General features: G+C 48.7%; 15 protein-coding genes. 6 read left to right on the plus strand and 9 right to left on the minus strand.

The annotated features are described in order from the left end of the window. The 3 genes from ACWJAO_RS05430 to rho form a co-directional block, all read right to left on the minus strand. Positions 1-610: tRNA modification GTPase (locus ACWJAO_RS05430; RefSeq protein ID WP_449139527.1), on the minus strand; the 610-nt coding region annotated here is incomplete at its 3' end. Between the two features lie 10 nt (positions 611-620). Further along, positions 621-1,493 (minus strand): nucleoside phosphorylase, encoded by an 873-nt coding sequence (locus tag ACWJAO_RS05435; RefSeq protein WP_449139528.1) that lies wholly within the window; start codon positions 1,491-1,493, stop codon positions 621-623. Between the two features lie 260 nt (positions 1,494-1,753). Further along, a complete protein-coding gene (gene rho / locus ACWJAO_RS05440) occupies positions 1,754-3,973 on the minus strand; it encodes a transcription termination factor Rho (protein ID WP_449139529.1) in 2,220 nt (739 codons plus the stop codon). 151 nt (positions 3,974-4,124) lie between these two features. Between rho and ACWJAO_RS05445 the strand changes: the two genes are divergently transcribed. The 6 genes from ACWJAO_RS05445 (at position 4,125) to ACWJAO_RS05470 (ending at position 10,324) form a co-directional block, all read left to right on the plus strand. Further along, entirely contained in the window at positions 4,125-5,945 is a 1,821-nt protein-coding gene (locus tag ACWJAO_RS05445) for an ABC-F family ATP-binding cassette domain-containing protein (RefSeq protein WP_119229018.1), read from the plus strand. Between the two features lie 89 nt (positions 5,946-6,034). After that, on the plus strand, positions 6,035-6,640 hold the full coding sequence (yihA, locus tag ACWJAO_RS05450; protein WP_449139530.1) for a ribosome biogenesis GTP-binding protein YihA/YsxC: 606 nt from the start codon (positions 6,035-6,037) through the stop codon (positions 6,638-6,640). Between the two features lie 29 nt (positions 6,641-6,669). Further along, the gene (locus ACWJAO_RS05455; protein ID WP_144153223.1) at positions 6,670-7,653 is read left to right on the plus strand and encodes a Gfo/Idh/MocA family protein; all 984 of its coding nucleotides are present in this window, start codon (positions 6,670-6,672) and stop codon (positions 7,651-7,653) included. A 155-nt stretch (positions 7,654-7,808) separates the two neighbouring features. Next, positions 7,809-8,882, plus strand: coding sequence for a DUF4421 domain-containing protein (locus tag ACWJAO_RS05460; protein ID WP_144153360.1), 1,074 nt, complete (start codon positions 7,809-7,811; stop codon positions 8,880-8,882). A gap of 18 nt (positions 8,883-8,900) precedes the next feature. Beyond that, complete coding sequence (locus tag ACWJAO_RS05465; RefSeq protein ID WP_449139531.1) at positions 8,901-9,761, plus strand: N-acetylmuramoyl-L-alanine amidase-like domain-containing protein; 861 nt, start codon at positions 8,901-8,903, stop codon at positions 9,759-9,761. Positions 9,762-9,787: 26 nt separating this feature from the next. Further along, entirely contained in the window at positions 9,788-10,324 is a 537-nt protein-coding gene (locus ACWJAO_RS05470) for a hypothetical protein (RefSeq protein ID WP_153080092.1), read from the plus strand. Between the two features lie 62 nt (positions 10,325-10,386). Here the strand turns inward: ACWJAO_RS05470 and ACWJAO_RS05475 are convergent, their stop codons facing one another. The 6 genes from ACWJAO_RS05475 to dnaN all read right to left on the minus strand — a co-directional run bounded on the left by ACWJAO_RS05475 (position 10,387) and on the right by dnaN (position 18,053). Beyond that, the gene (locus tag ACWJAO_RS05475; RefSeq protein WP_144153217.1) at positions 10,387-12,033 is read right to left on the minus strand and encodes a tetratricopeptide repeat protein; all 1,647 of its coding nucleotides are present in this window, start codon (positions 12,031-12,033) and stop codon (positions 10,387-10,389) included. A 4-nt stretch (positions 12,034-12,037) separates the two neighbouring features. After that, positions 12,038-13,711 (minus strand): DNA repair protein RecN, encoded by a 1,674-nt coding sequence (gene recN / locus ACWJAO_RS05480; protein WP_118415299.1) that lies wholly within the window; start codon positions 13,709-13,711, stop codon positions 12,038-12,040. A 98-nt stretch (positions 13,712-13,809) separates the two neighbouring features. Further along, a complete protein-coding gene (porD, locus tag ACWJAO_RS05485) occupies positions 13,810-14,739 on the minus strand; it encodes a type IX secretion system protein PorD (protein WP_228113213.1) in 930 nt (309 codons plus the stop codon). Beyond that, positions 14,675-15,931, minus strand: coding sequence for a bifunctional phosphopantothenoylcysteine decarboxylase/phosphopantothenate--cysteine ligase CoaBC (coaBC, locus tag ACWJAO_RS05490; protein ID WP_449139532.1), 1,257 nt, complete (start codon positions 15,929-15,931; stop codon positions 14,675-14,677). The genes porD and coaBC overlap by 65 nt, the downstream gene beginning before the upstream one ends. Before the next feature lie 79 nt (positions 15,932-16,010). Beyond that, positions 16,011-16,874, minus strand: coding sequence for a 3'-5' exonuclease (locus tag ACWJAO_RS05495; RefSeq protein WP_022120655.1), 864 nt, complete (start codon positions 16,872-16,874; stop codon positions 16,011-16,013). A 51-nt stretch (positions 16,875-16,925) separates the two neighbouring features. After that, a complete protein-coding gene (dnaN, locus tag ACWJAO_RS05500; RefSeq protein ID WP_022120654.1) occupies positions 16,926-18,053 on the minus strand; it encodes a DNA polymerase III subunit beta in 1,128 nt (375 codons plus the stop codon). Between the last annotated feature and the right edge of the window lie 160 nt (positions 18,054-18,213).

The following is an 18,213-nucleotide window of genomic DNA, read 5'->3' on the forward strand; positions in this document are numbered from 1 at the left end:
GGTTGATTTCTTCGGCAAGTGCCTGGAGATCGCTGCGGTCGGCAAACTCCAACTCTTCGTGGTCGCTGAAGTCGAGTTCCAGTTCCAGGAGTGAAGTCATCTTTAATAATTTTTCGCGAAGGAGGGAGAGCTCATTGCTGAAATGACCCTTCAGTTGGCTGAGCGCCATCTTGTGGGTTGCCTTGTTGGTAGAGGCGATGAGGTCGGCAACGGCTTCTGCCTGGGAGAGGTCCATCTTACCATTGAGATAGGCACGGCGAGTGTATTCGCCCGGTTCTGCCTGGCGACATCCTACCTCGGTAAAGCGATGGAGAACCTGCTGAAGAATGTACCGGCTGCCGTGACAGGAAATCTCGGTAGAATTCTCGCCTGTATAACTGTAGGGTGCACGGAACACGCTTACCAGTACATCATCGATGGTGTTGCCATCCTTATCCTTGATTTCTCCATAATGCAGGGTGTAGGGTTTGGCTTCTTCCAGGGATTTGCCGTTGGCAGACTGGAAGATTTTGTCGGTGATGGTAATGGCGTTAGAGCCACTGAGTCGGATAATTCCGATAGCACCGCCGGCTGGGGTTGCCAGGGCGCAGATACATTCTTCTTGATTCATTTTTTATTGTTTAAATTCTATCTAATACAACCTTGATGAGATTGTCGATGGTGCTCTTGTAGCCGGTGTTGGCGCTGAGGGCACGGCGGTTGGCGATGACCATGCAGCAGGTTAATGCCTTATGACCGAGGAGAAGGGAAAGACCGGCAAGGGCTGAACTTTCCATCTCGAAGTTGTTGACGCGCAGACCGTTATACTCGAATGCTTCAATCTTCTGATTAAGTTCCGGGTCGGCAAGAGGAGCGCGGAGTTCGCGGCCCTGAGGACCGTAGAAACCGCCACAGGCTATAGTGATTCCGCGCACCATATCATCGCCGGCAATCTTCTCCAGCAGTTCTGGGTCGTTGTTTACACAATATGGATTGCCAATCTGGTCGTTCCATTTTACCTGGCGCTTGAATTCTGCCTCTGTTTCGAGGTCGCAGATTTCGTTGCGGCGGGCATAGAAGTTGATGAGTCCGTCGAAACCGATGCTCTTCTGCGAGGCTACGAAGGTTCCGGCTGGGCAGTTGAGCTGCAGTCCGCCGCAGGTTCCGATGCGCACGAGGGTGAGCGTGGTGTGCTCAGGTTTCTCGGTGCGGGTTTTGAAATCGATGTTCTTCAGTGCATCGAGCTCGTTGACTACGATATCGATGTTATCGCATCCTATCCCGGTGCTCTGCACGGTGATTCGCTTGCTTTTATATGTGCCGGTGATGGCGTGGAATTCCCGACTTGAAACTTCGCATTCCTTCTCATCGAAATGGGAGGCTACGAGGGCTACGCGACCTGGGTCGCCAACGAGGATTACTTTATCAGCCACTTGTTCCGGGCGAAGATGAAGGTGGAAGCAGCTTCCGTCTTCATTGATAATCAATTCTGATTCTGCAAAATATTTGCTCATGGTTCTTTTGATTTTAAGTTATACATTATTTATATTAGGGCTTTGCGACCCTCTGAGTTTAAGATTAGCAAAGATACGAATAAAAAATGAAATGCGATATTTTTTTAATGATTTTAAACAGTAAAAAACACGAAGGGCAAATCCCGAAAATGGAACTTGCCCTTCTCTTTCAAATCTCTCTTCTTTTATATCTAGTAAAGACTGCCGATGAACGGAGCCTTTTGCCGGATATTCAGATATGGTTAAACCCGGATGAGGGGTTATGAATTCATAGAGAGCAGGAACTCGTCGTTGTTGCGAGTATGCTGCATATTCTTGTGGATGGTGCTCATCGCCTCGATAGAATTCATGTCGGACAGATACTTGCGCAGAATCCACATGCGGTCGAGCGTTGTCTTGTCCTGCAGCAGATCGTCGCGACGGGTAGACGAAGAAATGAGGTTGACAGCAGGGAAGATACGCTTGTTGCTGAGTGAGCGGTCGAGCTGCAACTCCATGTTACCTGTTCCCTTGAACTCCTCGAAGATGACTTCATCCATCTTACTACCTGTATCGATGAGGGCTGTAGCGATGATGGTGAGCGAACCGCCGCCTTCGATGTTACGCGCAGCACCGAAGAAACGCTTAGGCTTCTGGAGGGCGTTTGCATCTACACCACCGGTGAGCACCTTACCAGATGCAGGAGCTGTGGTGTTGTAGGCACGGGCGAGACGAGTGATGGAATCGAGGAAGATGACAACATCGTGTCCGCATTCTACCATTCTCTTAGCCTTCTCGAGCACGATTCCGGCAATCTTGACATGGCGCTCTGCTGGCTCGTCGAAGGTAGAGGCGATAACCTCTGCATTCACGGTGCGTGCCATGTCGGTAACCTCCTCAGGACGCTCGTCGATGAGCAGCATCATGAGGTAAGCCTCAGGATGGTTGGCTGCGATGGCGTTGGCAATATCCTTCATGAGGATGGTCTTACCGGTCTTAGGCTGAGCCACGATGAGCGCACGCTGACCCTTACCGATTGGCGAGAAGAGGTCTACGATGCGGGTGCTGAGATTGGTGGTGCGGCGGTCGCCACAGAGATTGAACTTCTCATCAGGGAAGAGTGGGGTGAGGTGCTCGAAAGGAACACGGTCACGAACCTCTGACGGGTCACGGCCATTGATCTTGATGATGCTGGTGAGCGGGAAGTATTTCTCGCCTTCGTGAGGCGGACGCACCTTGCACTCGATGACATCGCCAGTCTTCAGACCGAACTTCTTGACGAAGCTGGATGCTACATAAACATCGTCCGGTGAAGAAAGGTAATTGTAATCGCTGCTGCGCAGGAATCCGTAGCCCTCTGAAATCACTTCGAGCACACCGTTGGATTTCACGAGATTGCTGAAATCGTAGGCTGGTGCTTCCTGCTTGTTCTTGGCTGCAGGGGCAGCAGCAGGTGTGTGCTGGTGAGAAGTCTGCGGAGTGGTAGGACGGTCGAAGATGTCGACAGTAGGAATGGCAGCCTGGTCTTCGATAGGAATGTCGACTACCGGGATGAAATCGGTTCCATCGCCCGGATCACCCTTCCAGGTTCCGTCTGCATCGAGTTCTACCTTCATACCTTCAGTATAGTGGATAGGAGCTGACTCCGGTTTCTTATCGGTTGCAGTTTTTTCAGTAACTTCTTCCTTTGCCTCCTCAGCTTGAGCCGGAGCGGCTGCCGGAGCTGGAACTGCTGCTGCGTTCTGTGCATTCATCTTAGCCTGGAGCATCGCCTGCAAATCGCCGCTGATGTTAGCGCTCTCAGCGTTTCCTGCAGAGAACTGCTCTTCAGGAACGGCAGCTTGCTCAGGTGCTGCCTGCTCAGGAGCAGTCTGCTGGTTATCGGCTGTTGCCTCTTCCGGCTGTTCTGCCTCAGTAGCAGCCTGCTGGTTAGCCGTCTCCTGTGCATCTTTCGCCATCTGCGCTTCTATCTCGGCTTTTACCGCCTGATGCTTTCTGATGGCAGCTGCTCTGGCTTCTGCAATGGCTTCGAGTTCAGCCTTGCTTCTTCTGCCGCGGTGTTTCGGGAAGTTGGCAAGTACCTGAGCCTCGATGTCTTCGCCTGATTGGTTTAGAGTCTGCTTCTGGGCAGATGATTGTAAACTCTGCTCTGCCGGGCTGAACTGGATTTCTTCCTCAACCGCTGGGGCTGGGGCAGTTTCGTTCATAGCCTGAGGAGCAGTCTCGCCGCCGTTAGGACCCAGTACCTGGTTCTTCTGCACGTCGAAATTCTCTCCTTCATTACCGTGTACGGAATAAACACGGTCTTCTTTCTTGGTTGCAATGCGGGTGCGCTTGCGCTTAGGAGCTGCTTCAGGAGCTGGCTGTTCTGCCTGGGCGTCGAGAATGGCATAGACGATAGTTCCCTTGTTATCGCTCTTCTTTACCTTGGCTCCCAGTTCCTTGGCAATGTCCTTCAACTGAACGACACTCTTTGCTTGTAATTCTTCTTTGCTATACATATATTATATATTGTATATTAATGATTTTCTTTCTGAAATGTCGCGTTTCTGAATGGAAACACGGTATTGATTGATAAATTCGTGTGCAAAGATAATTAAAAAATTTGTTTCTGCCAAATATTTTGCCTATCTTTGCACAAAAAAAATAAAAATGGCTAGTCAAATACCCTATTTAGACGTTCAAAACCTCACCAAACGCTTTGGTGCACAGGTTCTTTTTGATAATATTTCCTTCTCTATTGCTGAAGGACAGAAAGTGGGACTCGTGGCGAGAAACGGCACGGGAAAGTCTACGCTCATGTCGGTGCTGATGGATAAAGAGGGACACGAGAGCGGAGATATCATCTACCGACGCGACTTGAAGGTGGGCTATCTGGAGCAGTCGCCGCAGTTTGATCCGGAGGAAAGTGTGCTGCAGGCGTGCTTCAATCATGAGGATGATCCGGAGAAGGTGCTGAAGGCGAAACAGATTCTCACACAGCTGCACATTACCAACCTGGAACAGCCGATGGGACAGCTCAGCGGCGGACAGCAGAAGCGAGTGGCGCTGGCGAATGTGCTGATTACGGAACCCGACTTCCTGATGCTGGATGAGCCGACCAACCATCTGGACCTGGAGATGATAGAGTGGCTGGAAGGTTATCTGAACCGCGGCAACAAGACCATCTTCATGGTTACGCACGACCGATTCTTCCTGGACAAGGTGTGCAATACGATTCTGGAACTCGACGACCGCACCATCTACACCTACCGCGGCAATTATGCCTATTATCTGGAGAAGAGGCAGGAGAGAATGGACAATCTGAGAGCCGAAATTCAGCACTCGAAGAATCTCTACCGCAGAGAACTCGACTGGATGCGCCGCCAGCCTCAGGCTCGCGGACACAAGGCGAAATACCGCGAGGATGCTTTCTACGAGCTGGAGAAGGTGGCGAAGCAGCGCATAGAAGACCGACAGGTAAGGCTGAAGGCTTCTACCGTTTATATAGGTTCGAAGATTTTTGAATGCCAGTATGTGAGCAAGGCTTTCGACGACAGGGGACAAAAGAAGGTGATTCTCGACAACTTCTACTACAACTTTGCCCGCTTCGAGAAGATGGGTATTGTGGGTAATAACGGAACGGGAAAATCGACCTTCATCAAGATGCTGCTGGGCGAGGTTCAGCCCGACAGCGGCAAGTTTGACATCGGCGAGACGGTTCGCTTCGGCTATTTCTCGCAGGAGGGACTGAAATTCCGTGAAGACCAGAAGGTGATTGACGTGATTACGGAGATTGCCGATTACATAGATCTGGGCGGCAAGCACATGACGGCTTCGCAGTTTCTGCAGTTCTTCCTCTTTACGCCCGAGGAGCAGCACAACTACGTTTACAAGCTGAGCGGCGGCGAGAAGCGCAAGCTTTACCTCTGTACGGTGCTGATGAGGAATCCGAACTTCCTGGTGCTGGACGAGCCGACCAACGACCTCGACATCCAGACGCTGCAGGTACTGGAAGAATATCTTCAGGATTTTGCGGGTTGCGTCATCGTGGTGAGCCACGACCGCTATTTCATGGACAAGGTAGTAGACCATCTGCTGGTTTTCAAGGGCGAAGGCGAAATACAGGATTTCCCAGGCAACTATACGCAGTACAGGGAATGGAGCCGGATGCAGGCGAAGGACGAGGCGGAACAGGCGAAACCGGCAAAGAGCGGAAATGCAACGGCAGAAAGCGACGGAGCTGGCACGGCAAAGCGCGACGCCAACTTTGAGAACAAGCGCAAGATGAGCTACAAGGAGAAGCGCGAATATGAGCAGCTGACCCAGGAAATAGATGCGCTGACCGAGGAACAGAAGAAGCTGGAAGAGGAACTCTGCAGCGGAAATCTATCGGTTGAGGAACTGACGGAGAAAAGCAAACGCCTGCCTGAAATCAAGGATGAACTTGATGAGAAGGAAATGAGATGGCTGGAACTGGCTGAAATGCTCTAGACTTTGAACTTTGAGTGTTGAACATTGAACTTTATGATTAGTGATGTGCGGCCGTTAATAATAAACATTTATAAAAGAAAATAGAAAGAATGGAAATTAAGAAATCAGAATTTACAATATCGGCTCCACGAGTGAGCATGTGTCCGAAAGATACGAAGGCTGAATATGCTTTCATTGGCAGAAGTAATGTGGGAAAATCGAGCCTCATCAATATGCTCTGCAACCACAAGAGTTTGGCTAAAACTTCGGCCACACCGGGTAAGACGCTGCTTATCAACCACTTCATTATCAACAACGAATGGTATCTGGTTGACCTTCCTGGCTATGGTTTTGCCAAGCGTTCGAAGACCGTACAGAAGCAACTGGAACAAATGATAAGCAGTTATATTCTGCAGCGCCAGCAGTTGGCTAATGTTTTTGTGCTCATCGACGTGCGCCACGACCAGCAGAAGATAGACCGCGAGTTTGTAGACTGGCTGGGCGAGAGTGGCGTTCCTTTCTGCATCGTCTTTACCAAGGCCGACAAGTTGGGTCCGGTCAAGGCTCGCATGAATGCGGAGAAATGGATGCATGCGCTGGAAGACCGCTGGGAAGCACTTCCACCTTATTTCATTACCAGTAGTGAAAAGAAGATGGGACGCGACGAGGTGCTCGACTATATTGACGAAATCAACAAATCGCTCGCCGGAGAATAATCTTTCGGGAGAGAATAAACCAACAGAGAATGAAACAGATTAATTGGGGATTTATCGGCTGCGGAGAAGTAACCGAAAAGAAAAGCGGACCGGCTTTCAACGAAGTGGAGGGTTCGCAGGTGGTGGCTGTGATGAGCCGAAGCGAGAACAAGGCACGCAGCTATGCTGAGCGCCATCATGTGCGCAAATGGTACACGGATGCATCGGAATTGATAGAAGACCCCGATGTGAATGCTGTTTACATCGCCACGCCACCTTCTTCTCACGCCACCTTCGCCATCATGGCGATGCATGCGGGCAAACCCTGCTATATAGAGAAACCGCTGGCAGCGAGTTACAACGACTGCATCCGCATCAACCGCATCAGCGAGCAAACGGGTGTTCCCTGCTTCGTAGCTTACTATCGCCGTTATCTTCCTTACTTCCAGAAGGTAAAGGAGATTATCGAGAGCGGAACCATCGGTAACGTGGTGAATGTTCAGGTGCGCTTCTCGGTTCCTCCGCGCGATCTCGACTTTCAGAGCGGCAAGGAAATGCCTTGGCGACTGCAGCCGGATATTGCGGGCGGCGGCTATTTCTACGACCTGGCTCCTCATCAGATAGATTTGCTCCAGAATCTGTTTGGTGTGATTACCCGTGCGCACGGCTATCCTGCCAACAGAGCGCATCTTTATCAGGCTGAAGATACGCTCTCAGCGTGCTTCTTCTTTGAGAGCGGAATTCCGGGCAGCGGAAGCTGGTGCTTCGTGGGACATGAGAGTGCGAAGGAAGACTGCATCGAGGTGATTGGCGAGAAAGGTTCGCTCTCATTTTCGGTGTTCACTTACCAGCCGATAGAAGTGATTACGAGCGAAGGAAAGAACTTGATTACGGTTCCGAATCCGCCTTATGTGCAGCTGCCGCTCATCAAGAGTGTGATTCAGCATCTGCAGGGAATAGGAAAATGCGACTGTACCAGCGTTTCGGCTACGGCTGTCAACTGGGTGCTGGACCGAGTATTGTGGAAGAACTGATTTTTTACAAAATCATCATCAGGATTAGAGCGTAAGTTATGAAGAGATGTTTCTGTATAGTAGGATTTATCTGTTCCCTTGCCTGCACTTCGGCAAGGGCTGGGGAGCCCGTGGATTCTACCATGCTGGGAACGCTCTTCAACAAGACTATGTTCATGTCCAATTCCCAGGACAGCCTCGTGAAAGAGCGCCATCGCAAAACCTTCTTCCATCAGGTGGGAGATGTGTTCACCCGGTTCTTCAGAGAATTCAATAGTACGGATTCGGCTTATATCGAAGACCAGCATTACAATTATACGGTGATGCTGCAGAACACCAATACCTACGAGGAATATACGCTCAGAAACAGCGAAGGACAGAGCATTTCCTTCTCGCCTGATCCTTCTTACCGCCTGGGGCCTTATCTGGGCTGGCGATGGGTGTTTCTGGGTTATACGTTCGACCTGAAGCACATTAATTTCAGGAATAACCACACTAATAAAAAGGAGTTTGACCTGAGCCTCTACAGCAGTCTGCTGGGAATAGACCTGTTCTGGCGACAGACGGGAAATGATTATCATGTTCAGCGGATGAATCTAGGTGAACACATCGATTGTGCCCCTATCCGCAAGGCTCCTTTCGACGGTTTCAAATCGAGCATCAAGGGATTCAATCTTTATTACATCTTCAACCATCGCCGCTTCTCTTATCCTGCCGCCTATTCGCAGAGTACGGTGCAGCGGAGAAGTGCCGGTTCCATGCTTCTGGGAATCGGTTACACGGAGCATGAACTGGAGGTGGACTGGGATAAACTGACCAATCTTGTAGATGAACGGCTGAACAAAAATCTGACAAACGGGGGAACTCCGGAAGCCAAAATAGACAGTTCGCTGATGTTCAGCAAGGTGAAATACAGCGATGTGAACGTAACCTGCGGTTATGCTTACAACTGGGTTTTCGCCAAGAACTGGCTCTTCAACGCTTCGCTCTCGGTAGGTGTGGCTTACAACAGCTCGAAATCGGATAATGAAAGGGAACATCTGGACATTACCAACTTCAGTTTCAAGAATGTGAACCTGGATGGAATAGGCCGCTTCGGTATTGTGTGGAACAACACGCATTGGTACGCGGGCGCCAGCACCATCATCCATTCCTACAACTATAAGAAAAAACAGTTTTCTACCAACAATTCGTTTGGCTCACTCAATATTTATGTGGGTGTGAACTTCGGCAGGAAACGTCATCATTAACATATAAAAAGAGAAGAGATGAAAATATTTACGAAAATGGCAGCTGTCGTGCTGGCTTGCGTGCTGGCTGTTCCGGGAGAAGCCAGGGTGAATGTGGTTTATCAGCGGCAGGACAGTCTGCGGATTGTAGGACTGCTGCAGCAGGCAAGGGCGATGAAGAAGAAACCAGCCAGTTGGATGCTCTGGTTCGGCAAGCAGATGGCGGGCGTTCCTTATGTGGGCGGCACGCTGGACCGGACGAAGGAAGAGGTGCTCATCGTGAACACCCGTGAGCTGGACTGCACCACATACGTAGAGATGGTTACGGCGCTCACCCTGTGCACCAAGAAGAACGAGACTTCATTTTCGGCTTTCTGTGAACATCTCCGAAATGTACGTTATGTGGGCGGAGAGGTTTCCTATGTGAAGCGCCAGCATTATTTCACGATTTGGATGGATGCAAACGAGCGCGAGGGAATCGTAAAGAATATTGCGCCCAATCCTCCTTTCTCGGCCGTTCAGACCGTGAACATCAACTGGATGAGTACGCATGTTTCGAGCTATAAGATGCTTAAGGCTCATCCGGAATGGAAATCGGGAATCAGAAAACTGGAACAGAGTGTGAATGGCAAGCGTTACCGTTATGTTCCGAAGGGCAAGATTGCCAACACGGCAGTTTTCCGCAACGCTATTCACGATGGTGACATTATCGCCATCATTACCAACAAGAAGGGTCTCGACACGACCCACATCGGTATTGCTTCCTGGCACAAAGACGGATTGCATCTGCTCAACGCCAGTAGCATTCACAAGAAGGTGATTGATGAACCGATGACGCTTTATACTTACATGCACAAACATCCGGTGCAAATAGGAATCAGGGTTTGCAGAGTTCAGTAAAAAAATATTAGAAAAAGAAAAGATAAATGGAAGAGAAAAAGAATTTTGAAGCTGTCTTCAAGGAAGATCTTTATCAATATCTGCTAGGTATTGATAAGGTAGATGCTCATTTGCCGGAAGCTCCGGATTTGGAAGAGCTGTGGCAGAAAGTAGGCGAGAGTTATCTGCCTGATGCGATTCGCGAGTTTGCCAAATATCCTACGGTTTCATTGGGTTGGATCATGTATGTAGGAATGGCGCTTGCCAAGTATTGGGATGAGGATTGGGAACTCTACAGCAAGGTAGAGAATCATTATGAATATCTTCGTGACAGAATAGATTTCGACCACATGGATGATTACATCTGCGAAAAGGTTCTGCTGCTGAATGAGGAAGCGCATAAGGCTGTTACGAATGTAGTGGCAGAATGTGCTTCGCGCTCTTACAGCAAGTTGATTCATCTGAATCTGCAGCCTGGAAGCGAGGAAGCCTTCCGGGGTTTCGTTGCCGCCCTTCACCAGATGTTCCTCATGGGAATAGCCGTAGAGCTAAAAATGCTGGGTTACCACATGACTAAAATGTAAAAGAAAGTCCGTAAGCGTTCTGTTAAAATGCCTACGGACTTTCTTACTTATTACTAAAATTATTACTTCATTTTCTTGAGATATTCTCCAGCGCGGGAATCGCCGAGCTCCTGGGCTTTCTTCAGGTTCTTGATGGCCTCTTCCTTATTTCCTTTCTCCTTCTGGAGCAGACCTAAGAGAAGGTAGCCGTCAGCATATTCAGGAGCCAACTCTATGCAATGGGTGGCTGCGCTGATTCCTTCATCATAACGCTTTACACGCAAGTCGAGACTTGCCCATTCTGCAAAATATGTAGGCTCTTTAGGAGCCAGGTAACAGGTGCGGGCAATATCAAGCAGGGCTGGCTGCCACATGCGCAACTTGGTTTCGCATTGGTAACGGGTGTAGAAGAAGGCTGGCGAAACAGGACGGGCAATGGAATCGTACATATTATAATCCTGAATAGCGCGGCGGAATTCACCCTGCTCCTTCAGAAATTCTCCACGTGCCAGATAATAATTCGCAACCATTCCGGTCTTGCTTCCAACGCTTACCGCACTATCGAGCAAAACCTCAATCTCCTTGGCTGGAGCCTTGAGATTCTTCTTAGCCTGGGCAGCCTCAAAATAGAGTTCGCCGCTGAGAAGTGAAGTATTGGTCAAATCCATGAAAGTATCGTAAGCTTTCTGATACTCACCTTTTACAAAATTAATCTGCGCTTCCTGATGGCGGTAAATAGGCTGAGCCTTGATTTCGTATGCCTTCTGAGCCTCAGCTATGGCCTTATCAAGCGTCCAGTCCTTATAAACAGAATCGCCCTTGTAAATAATCTTCTGATAAATCAGGTCGGCATAGTTGGAATGAGCCTCATCCTTGGCAGCCGATTTCTTAATGCTTTCTTCCATCAGTTTGGCAGCTGCATCATATTCGGCCTTATCCGTCAGATAAGTGGCTTTCTCCTTGTAACCGAAGGCTGAAGTAGGGAATTTGCTGATAAACTCATCGCTATATTTCGCATACTCATCAGCTGTAGTCTGGCCCTTCTTCAGAGTCATCATTGTCATCGCTTCGTTCTCTGTATCAGGAAGAGCTGTACGGATGGTGGTTTGGCGAAGGGCTGCGTCAAGACTCGAAAGACCGGTTACCTTCAGCTGCTTGGCGTAGTTGGCGTCGATGGCAGTTACCTGACCATTGCTGTGCATCAGACCGATGACCTGGCCGTTCTTGTTGGCAAACGGACAACCTACTGCATTTTCGGGAGCACTATTTGAGAAGATGTAATAGTTGTACGTAGTCTTGAACTTCTCTACGCTGCTGATGTCCTCCTGCTGGTAAGCCGGCTTCTTGATAGAATAAGGAACCAGCCAGACCTTGTCGCCAGCAGCCGATTCCTTGGTTGCGATAGGGGCAGCAACTGTAGAGGCGTTGATGCGGAATTTAGCCACATCGTAGAGCTCGTCGGCTCCCATGATGGCCTCAACAGGAATCGATTTGCCGGAGGCGTCAACAACGCTTGCCTTTACAGCTCCGACAAATGGTTTGAAGGTGCTGATAGCCGTTCCCTTGTTATCGATAAAAACACCTTGGGTAGAGGCGATAATGTCGCCTTTCTGATTGAAAGTAGTCAAGGTGAAAACGCTTTTAGCCAGTTTCTGGACCGAACCCGGCTGGGCATAGAGGGACGATGCTCCGAGCATCAGTCCCATCATGATCATATTTATTTTTTTCATAATCTTATTTGTGTTGCTTGTGTTTATTGAGCAACTCCTTAGCATTTGCCAGGGCAGCAGGCGTAATGTCGCTTCCGCTGAGCATCTGGGCGATTTCTTCTATACGCTGCTGCTCGTTGAGTTCCTTCATGTGAGAAAGAGTTCCCTCTTCGGTTTCTTCTTTCAGAACCTTGTAATGATGGGTTCCCATGGAAGCAATCTGAGGCAGGTGGGTGATGGAAATAACCTGACGGTTCAGGTTGCCCATCTCTGTCATGATTTCCGCCATCTTTTCAGCAATCTTACCGCTTACTCCCGTGTCGATTTCATCGAAGATGATGGTTGGCAGTTTTACGGCGCCGCTGATCATGGCCTTCAGAGAAAGCATGACGCGGGCGATTTCTCCACCGGAAGCAACCTGACTCACCGGCTGAAGAAGCGTGCTCTTGTTGGCGCTGAACAGGAAATTGACCTTGTCAACACCATCAGAACTGAGCGGCTTGGCGGAGAATGAAATTTCGAAGCGGACGTTTGGAATCCCCAGAGGAATGAGACGTTTCTTCATTTCTTCTTCTATCTTTCTAGCCGATTTCGTTCGGATGGCAGTCAGATCACCAGCCAGCTTTTCAGCCTTGGCAAGCAGAAGGGCAACTTGCTTTTCCAGCTCTTCTATGTCTTCATCTCCATTATCTATGTGCTGCAACTGTTCGTTGATTCGCTCGCGAGTGGCGATGAGTTCCTCTACATTTTCCACATGGAATTTCTGCTGGAGCGAGTAGAGCTGGTCAAGCCGGGAATTGATGGTTTCAAGCCGGTTCGGGTCGAACTCTATATTGTCAACGCTTCCGCTTATTTCCTGGGCAATATCCTTGAGTTCTATATAGCTGCTCTGCATTCGCTCAGCCACCTCTTTCACATCCGGATAAACCTCCTTGATGTTGTCAATCTGCTGGGCTGCATTTTTCAGTTTGTCGAGAATACTGCCGTCTTCGCCCGAGAGTGCATTATCTGCTTCATAGAGCGCAGTCTTGATGTCTTCAGAATGGCTCAGGGTTTCTGCTTCCTGTTCCAGTTGCTCAAGTTCGCCTTCCTGCAGGTTTGCATCATCCAGTTCCTTAAACTGGAAGCGCATGAATTCCTCGTTCTCCCTGTTCTTTGCGATTTCTGCTTTCAGGTCTTCCAGCTGCTGCTTAGCCTTTTTATAGTTCTTGTATTCGGCAAGATAAGCCTTCTTCTGCTTTTCATCGTGGGCAATAATGTCGACCACGCTGAGCTGGAAGTCTTCCTTCTGCAGTAGGAGGTTCTGATGCTGCGAATGAATATCGACGAGCTGTTCGCCCAGTTCTCTCATCTTGCTCAGGGGGACGGGCGTGTCGTTGATGAAGGCACGGCTCTTTCCGGCAGCTGTCAGTTCGCGGCGGATGATGGTGTCTTCTGCATCATAATCAATATCGTTAGCATCGAAGAAATCCTGCATTCCGTATTTTGACAGGTCGAAGTGGGCTTCAATCACGCATCGGTCTCTTCCTGCCTTGATGGCCTTGCTGTCAGCACGGTTGCCCAGGAGCAATCCGATGGCTCCGAGAATGATGCTCTTTCCGGCACCCGTCTCGCCCGTGATGACTGAGAATCCTGGATAAAGAGGTATGTCCAACTCGTCAATCAACGTGAAATTCTTGATGTATAATTGCTTGAGCATATTTTCTTATCTTATTGTTTTAAAGGAACTTAACCTACCTAGGAAGAATCTTTGCTTTATCATCCGAGAAGTTGCCTCGACTCATTCTGTATGTAGCCTTATTCCTTGATTTTGTCCCAATATGAGTTTTGAGAAGGATTGATGGAGAAGAGCAGCTCATAAATGCTTTCTTTCTCTTTCTGAGTACCATGTTTCTGATAGATGTTAGCAAGCTCGTCCTTCTTATAGTCGGTCCAGATTTGTGGCAGCAGACTGAGCGGTCTGTCCGTACGTGCCTTCTTCAGATCCTGGAGCAGGGTGTTGGTGATTTCAGTTCTGCCTCGTTCCACATTATTCGCCATTTCATCGAGCCCTTTTCTGTAATAGTTGTATTGCAGCATTCTGAAAGGTTCCATGGCTCCGTCGAGATAATCGGAAATGATGGCGAACCGGTTTCTGTTGTCACTAAACGCTTTCCAGCCCGGAAAATCAAGATTCTGGGCGTTGTTGGTGAGGTTCATGCAACGTTGCAGAATGTCTTCACCACCTTTAGGCGCAAAACTGTCAAGATCTAAACCGATGATGAGGTAAGCATAGTAGGCGAGCAGAGCCGTTAGCTGGTTGTCAATCCGCTCTTCGGTAAACTCCAGCTGATCGAACTCGGCAAACTTGAACGTGAAGTTTTCATCCACATTATTATATAAGGTGGACGTATAGGCTGAATTGTAGACGGGACGGTTGGCCTGGATGAGCGCCTTGCAGGTAAAGATATTCTGGTCTTTATCATACTTGCTTACCGTGATATTGAAGTTGCACACGATGCGCTCGTTCTTCCTGAATTGAAGATTCGTCCATTGCCTGTCGTTCACAAACTGCTCAAGAGTTTGCTGCAGATTATCGAATACCCGTTTTTCCGTGCCCTGAATCTGTGCATGGTTGATGGTAATCTTAGCCTGCAACTCCTGAGCGGCTGATGTGATGGGACTACAAGAGATGAGCCAGCTCGTTGATAATGTCGCGAGCCACTTCAGTTTTCGGTTTCTTCTCATATTCTTTCTTACCCTCTTCAGAAATAATCGTTATCTGGTTGTCATCAGTACGGAATGTGGTTCCCGGATTGCGAGTTGAGTTAAGCACGATGAAATCGGCGTTTTTCTTTTTGCGCTTTTTCTGTGCATTAGCCTCTTCGTCGTTGGTTTCCAGGGCAAAAGCCACAATTCGCTGATGTTTTTGTTTCATCTTGCCAAGGGCTGCGGCAATATCGTGAGTAGGTACGAGGCGGAGTTCCAAATCATCTTTCTCGCGCTTGATTTTCCTGTCTGCAATCTCGCTTGGTTTGAAATCAGCAACAGCAGCACAGAGAATGGCAGCATCGGTTGAGGCGAAGGCTTGTGTGGCAGCCTGGTACATTTCCTCGCAACTTTCTACATCGATGCGATGAATGGCTTCGGAACAGCTGAGCGAAACCGGACCTGCAACCAGCGTAACCTCAGCACCACGACGGCAGCACTCTTCAGCAAGGGCAAAGCCCATTTTGCCGGAAGAATAATTGCCGATGAAACGTACCGGGTCAATCTTTTCGTAAGTTGGTCCGGCTGTAATCATGATCTTCTTGCCTTTCAAATCGAGCTTTTCGCTTTCTTTTTCTTTGCAGTTTTCTGATGCAGCTTCATCGGTCTCTGCATTCTGCTGAGCCTGTTCATCGAAGAATCTGTCAAGGCATTCTACGATAATATCAGGTTCTTCCATGCGTCCCTTTCCTTCCAGTCCGCTTGCCAGGAATCCCACTTCGGGTTCTATGATGTGATTTCCATAGCCCAGAAGTGTTTTCATGTTGGCTTGGGTAGAAGGATGCTTATACATGTCGAGGTCCATGGCTGGAGCGATGAAAACAGGCGCTTTCATCGACAGATAGGTTGTGATGAGCATGTTGTCAGCAATTCCGTGAGCCATCTTTCCCATGGTAGAGGCTGTGCAAGGAGCGATGAGCATGGCGTCGGCCCACAGACCTAAGTCTACGTGCGAATTCCAGGTTCCATCGCGCTGCGAGAAGAATTCGCTTACCACAGGCTTATGCGTAAGAGCCGAAAGGGTGATGGGAGTGATAAACTCCTTTCCTGCAGGCGTAATGACCACCTGCACTTCGGCTCCGCGCTTGATGAGACCTCGTATGATGAGGCAAGACTTGTAGGCTGCAATAGAGCCCGTAATGCCCAATACGATTTTCTTTCCTTTTAACATGAATTTTTCTAACTGTTAAGAAATAAATCCGAATTTCGCAAGGTTTGTTCTTCAACTGCTTGCGAAAGTCCGGTAACAATTATTTTCCCATTCTCTTGTTGAATTCACGAAGGCGGATGCGGGTAAGTACCTGCTTGGTATTGTTGGTGAAATCGCTTCCCAAGACCCATGTAAAATAACCCGGATCTTTGGTCAGAATCTCAGCCACATCCCATCCTTTGTATTTGCCGAAGTTGAATACTTCGTGCTTCAAAGGATTTCCGTTCTCATCGTTTACAACGTTGCCCTGGGCGTCTTTTACCTCTTCCCAAACGATGCGTCCGGCGAAATCTACATTATCCTTCTGCTTAGAGAAATCGGCAAGTTCATCCATGTTGTTGTTGAGCACGCGCTCAGGTTCATCCTGCACGCCTGGAGCATACTTGTCGAGCTCGCCCATGAGCACGCGGTAAGTAGCCTCTGTATCCTGATCTGCACGATGAGCTTCGAAATCTTCCTCCATCTTTCTGCCGCAATAGAACTTGTAGGCAGCAGCCAGGTTACGGCGTTCCATCTTCATGAAGATAGTCTGCGCATCGATGAGACGGCACTTGTTAAAATCGAAGTCGATTCCAGCACGCAGGAATTCTTCTGCGAGCATCGGTACATCGAAGTGGTTGGAATTGTAGCCTGCGAAATCGCAACCTGTAAATTCCTTCTCTAATGTGGCAGCCAGCTGCTTGAAGGTTGGCGCATCTTTTACATCTTCGTTGCTGATGCCTGTAAGGGCAACTACTTCGGCAGGAATCTCCTTGCAAGGATTTACGTAGAGGTTCTTGCGGTCTTCAGTTCCATCAGGCATTACCTTGATGTAAGAAATCTGTATAATACGATCCTTGATCATGTCAAGACCCGTTGTCTCCAGGTCGAACACGATCAGAGGCTTTGTTAAATTGAGTTTCATTTTTGTAGAAATACTTTTCTTTTTGTTGTTTCAGAGAAAGCCCGTGCTCCTTTAGTCGTTAAGGAGCATAGGCATGATGAGCATCAGAATATCTTCGTTCTCAGGCTGTTCTGCTGGTACGATGATTCCGGCACGGCTTGGGTCTGCCAGCTGGATGATGATGTTGTCGCTGGTGAGATTGCTCAGGATTTCCATCAGACTGCTTCCCTTGAAGCCGATGCTGATAGGAGAGCCGTTGTATTCGCAAGACAACTGTTCCTTTGCAGATGTTGAGAAGTCAATATCCTCAGAAGAAACCTCGAAACGGCCTGACTCGATGTGGAAACGGATGAGCTGGCTGCTCTCGCTTGCAAATGGCAATACGCGGCGCAAAGCACTCTGCAAGCCTCTGCGGTCTACTGTAACCTCGTTAGGGTTGTTTGGAATAACAGAGTTGTAGTTAGGGTAGCGGCCATCAATCAGTCTGCATCTCATAACGCCGTCAGTAAACTGGATTTCTGCGCTTCGGTCATCAAACTTGATGATTGCGTCGTCGCCGTCCTTGCTCAGAATGTTCTTCAGCAGAGAAGCTGGCTTCTTAGGCAAGTTGAATGCTGAAGGAGATTCGCTCTTGATAGTGAAGTTCTTGCTGCGAACCAGCTTGTGACCATCGCTTGCTACGATAGCGAGAGCATCTGCTGTCAGGTCGAAGTAAATACCGTTCATGACAGGGCGCAACTCATCGTTGGCTGTAGCGAAGAGCGAGCGTGAAATGTTGTTGATCAGCATTTCTGTAGGCAAAGAAACGGTGGTGCAAGCATCGTTCATACTCTGTGTGCGAGGATATTCCTCTGCGCTCTGACCTGTGAAGTTGTAAAGACCGTTTTGGTAAACAATCTTGATGGCAACGGCTTCTCCGGCAGCATCCACATCGAAGTGAAGAGGCTGCTCAGGCAGTTCCTTCAACGCATCGAGGATTACGCGGTTAGGCACACAAAACTCACCTTCTCCATCGTGGTCGGTAAGAGCGAGTGTACTCTTGATGACATTATCACTATCGCTAGCCGTGATGCTCATTTCACCGTTAGCAACTTGGAAAAGGAAACAATCGAGGATTGGCAACGAATTCTTGCTTCCAATCACTTTTGCGAGCATGTTGAGCTTGCTGCTCAATGCAGAACTTGATACTGTAAATCTCATGAGTATTTTATTTAAATTTTATTTTGTTTTCTGTTTCACCTTAATTTAATTAGGCAATATCACCTAATTGAGCACAAAAATACAAAAAATATCGCTGATAAGCAAAAATAATTGGAGAAAAGTTCTAGTTTTTGAACTATTTTTAGTAATTTCGCAGTCT

The organism is Segatella sp. (assembly GCF_977051555.1).

Bases quoted from the DNA above. Each gene is read 5' to 3' on its own strand.
- ACWJAO_RS05495 (WP_022120655.1), bottom strand. From the start codon at position 16,874: ATGAAACTCAATTTAACAAAGCCTCTGATCGTGTTCGACCTGGAGACA.
- ACWJAO_RS05455 (WP_144153223.1), top strand. From the start codon at position 6,670: ATGAAACAGATTAATTGGGGATTTATCGGCTGCGGAGAAGTAACCGAA.
- ACWJAO_RS05465 (WP_449139531.1), top strand. From the start codon at position 8,901: ATGAAAATATTTACGAAAATGGCAGCTGTCGTGCTGGCTTGCGTGCTG.
- rho (WP_449139529.1), bottom strand. From the start codon at position 3,973: ATGTATAGCAAAGAAGAATTACAAGCAAAGAGTGTCGTTCAGTTGAAG.
- coaBC (WP_449139532.1), bottom strand. From the start codon at position 15,931: ATGTTAAAAGGAAAGAAAATCGTATTGGGCATTACGGGCTCTATTGCA.
- ACWJAO_RS05460 (WP_144153360.1), top strand. From the start codon at position 7,809: ATGTCCAATTCCCAGGACAGCCTCGTGAAAGAGCGCCATCGCAAAACC.
- yihA (WP_449139530.1), top strand. From the start codon at position 6,035: ATGGAAATTAAGAAATCAGAATTTACAATATCGGCTCCACGAGTGAGC.
- ACWJAO_RS05435 (WP_449139528.1), bottom strand. From the start codon at position 1,493: ATGAGCAAATATTTTGCAGAATCAGAATTGATTATCAATGAAGACGGA.
- ACWJAO_RS05475 (WP_144153217.1), bottom strand. From the start codon at position 12,033: ATGAAAAAAATAAATATGATCATGATGGGACTGATGCTCGGAGCATCG.
- porD (WP_228113213.1), bottom strand. From the start codon at position 14,739: ATGAGAAGAAACCGAAAACTGAAGTGGCTCGCGACATTATCAACGAGC.
- ACWJAO_RS05445 (WP_119229018.1), top strand. From the start codon at position 4,125: ATGGCTAGTCAAATACCCTATTTAGACGTTCAAAACCTCACCAAACGC.
- dnaN (WP_022120654.1), bottom strand. From the start codon at position 18,053: ATGAGATTTACAGTATCAAGTTCTGCATTGAGCAGCAAGCTCAACATG.
- recN (WP_118415299.1), bottom strand. From the start codon at position 13,711: ATGCTCAAGCAATTATACATCAAGAATTTCACGTTGATTGACGAGTTG.
- ACWJAO_RS05470 (WP_153080092.1), top strand. From the start codon at position 9,788: ATGGAAGAGAAAAAGAATTTTGAAGCTGTCTTCAAGGAAGATCTTTAT.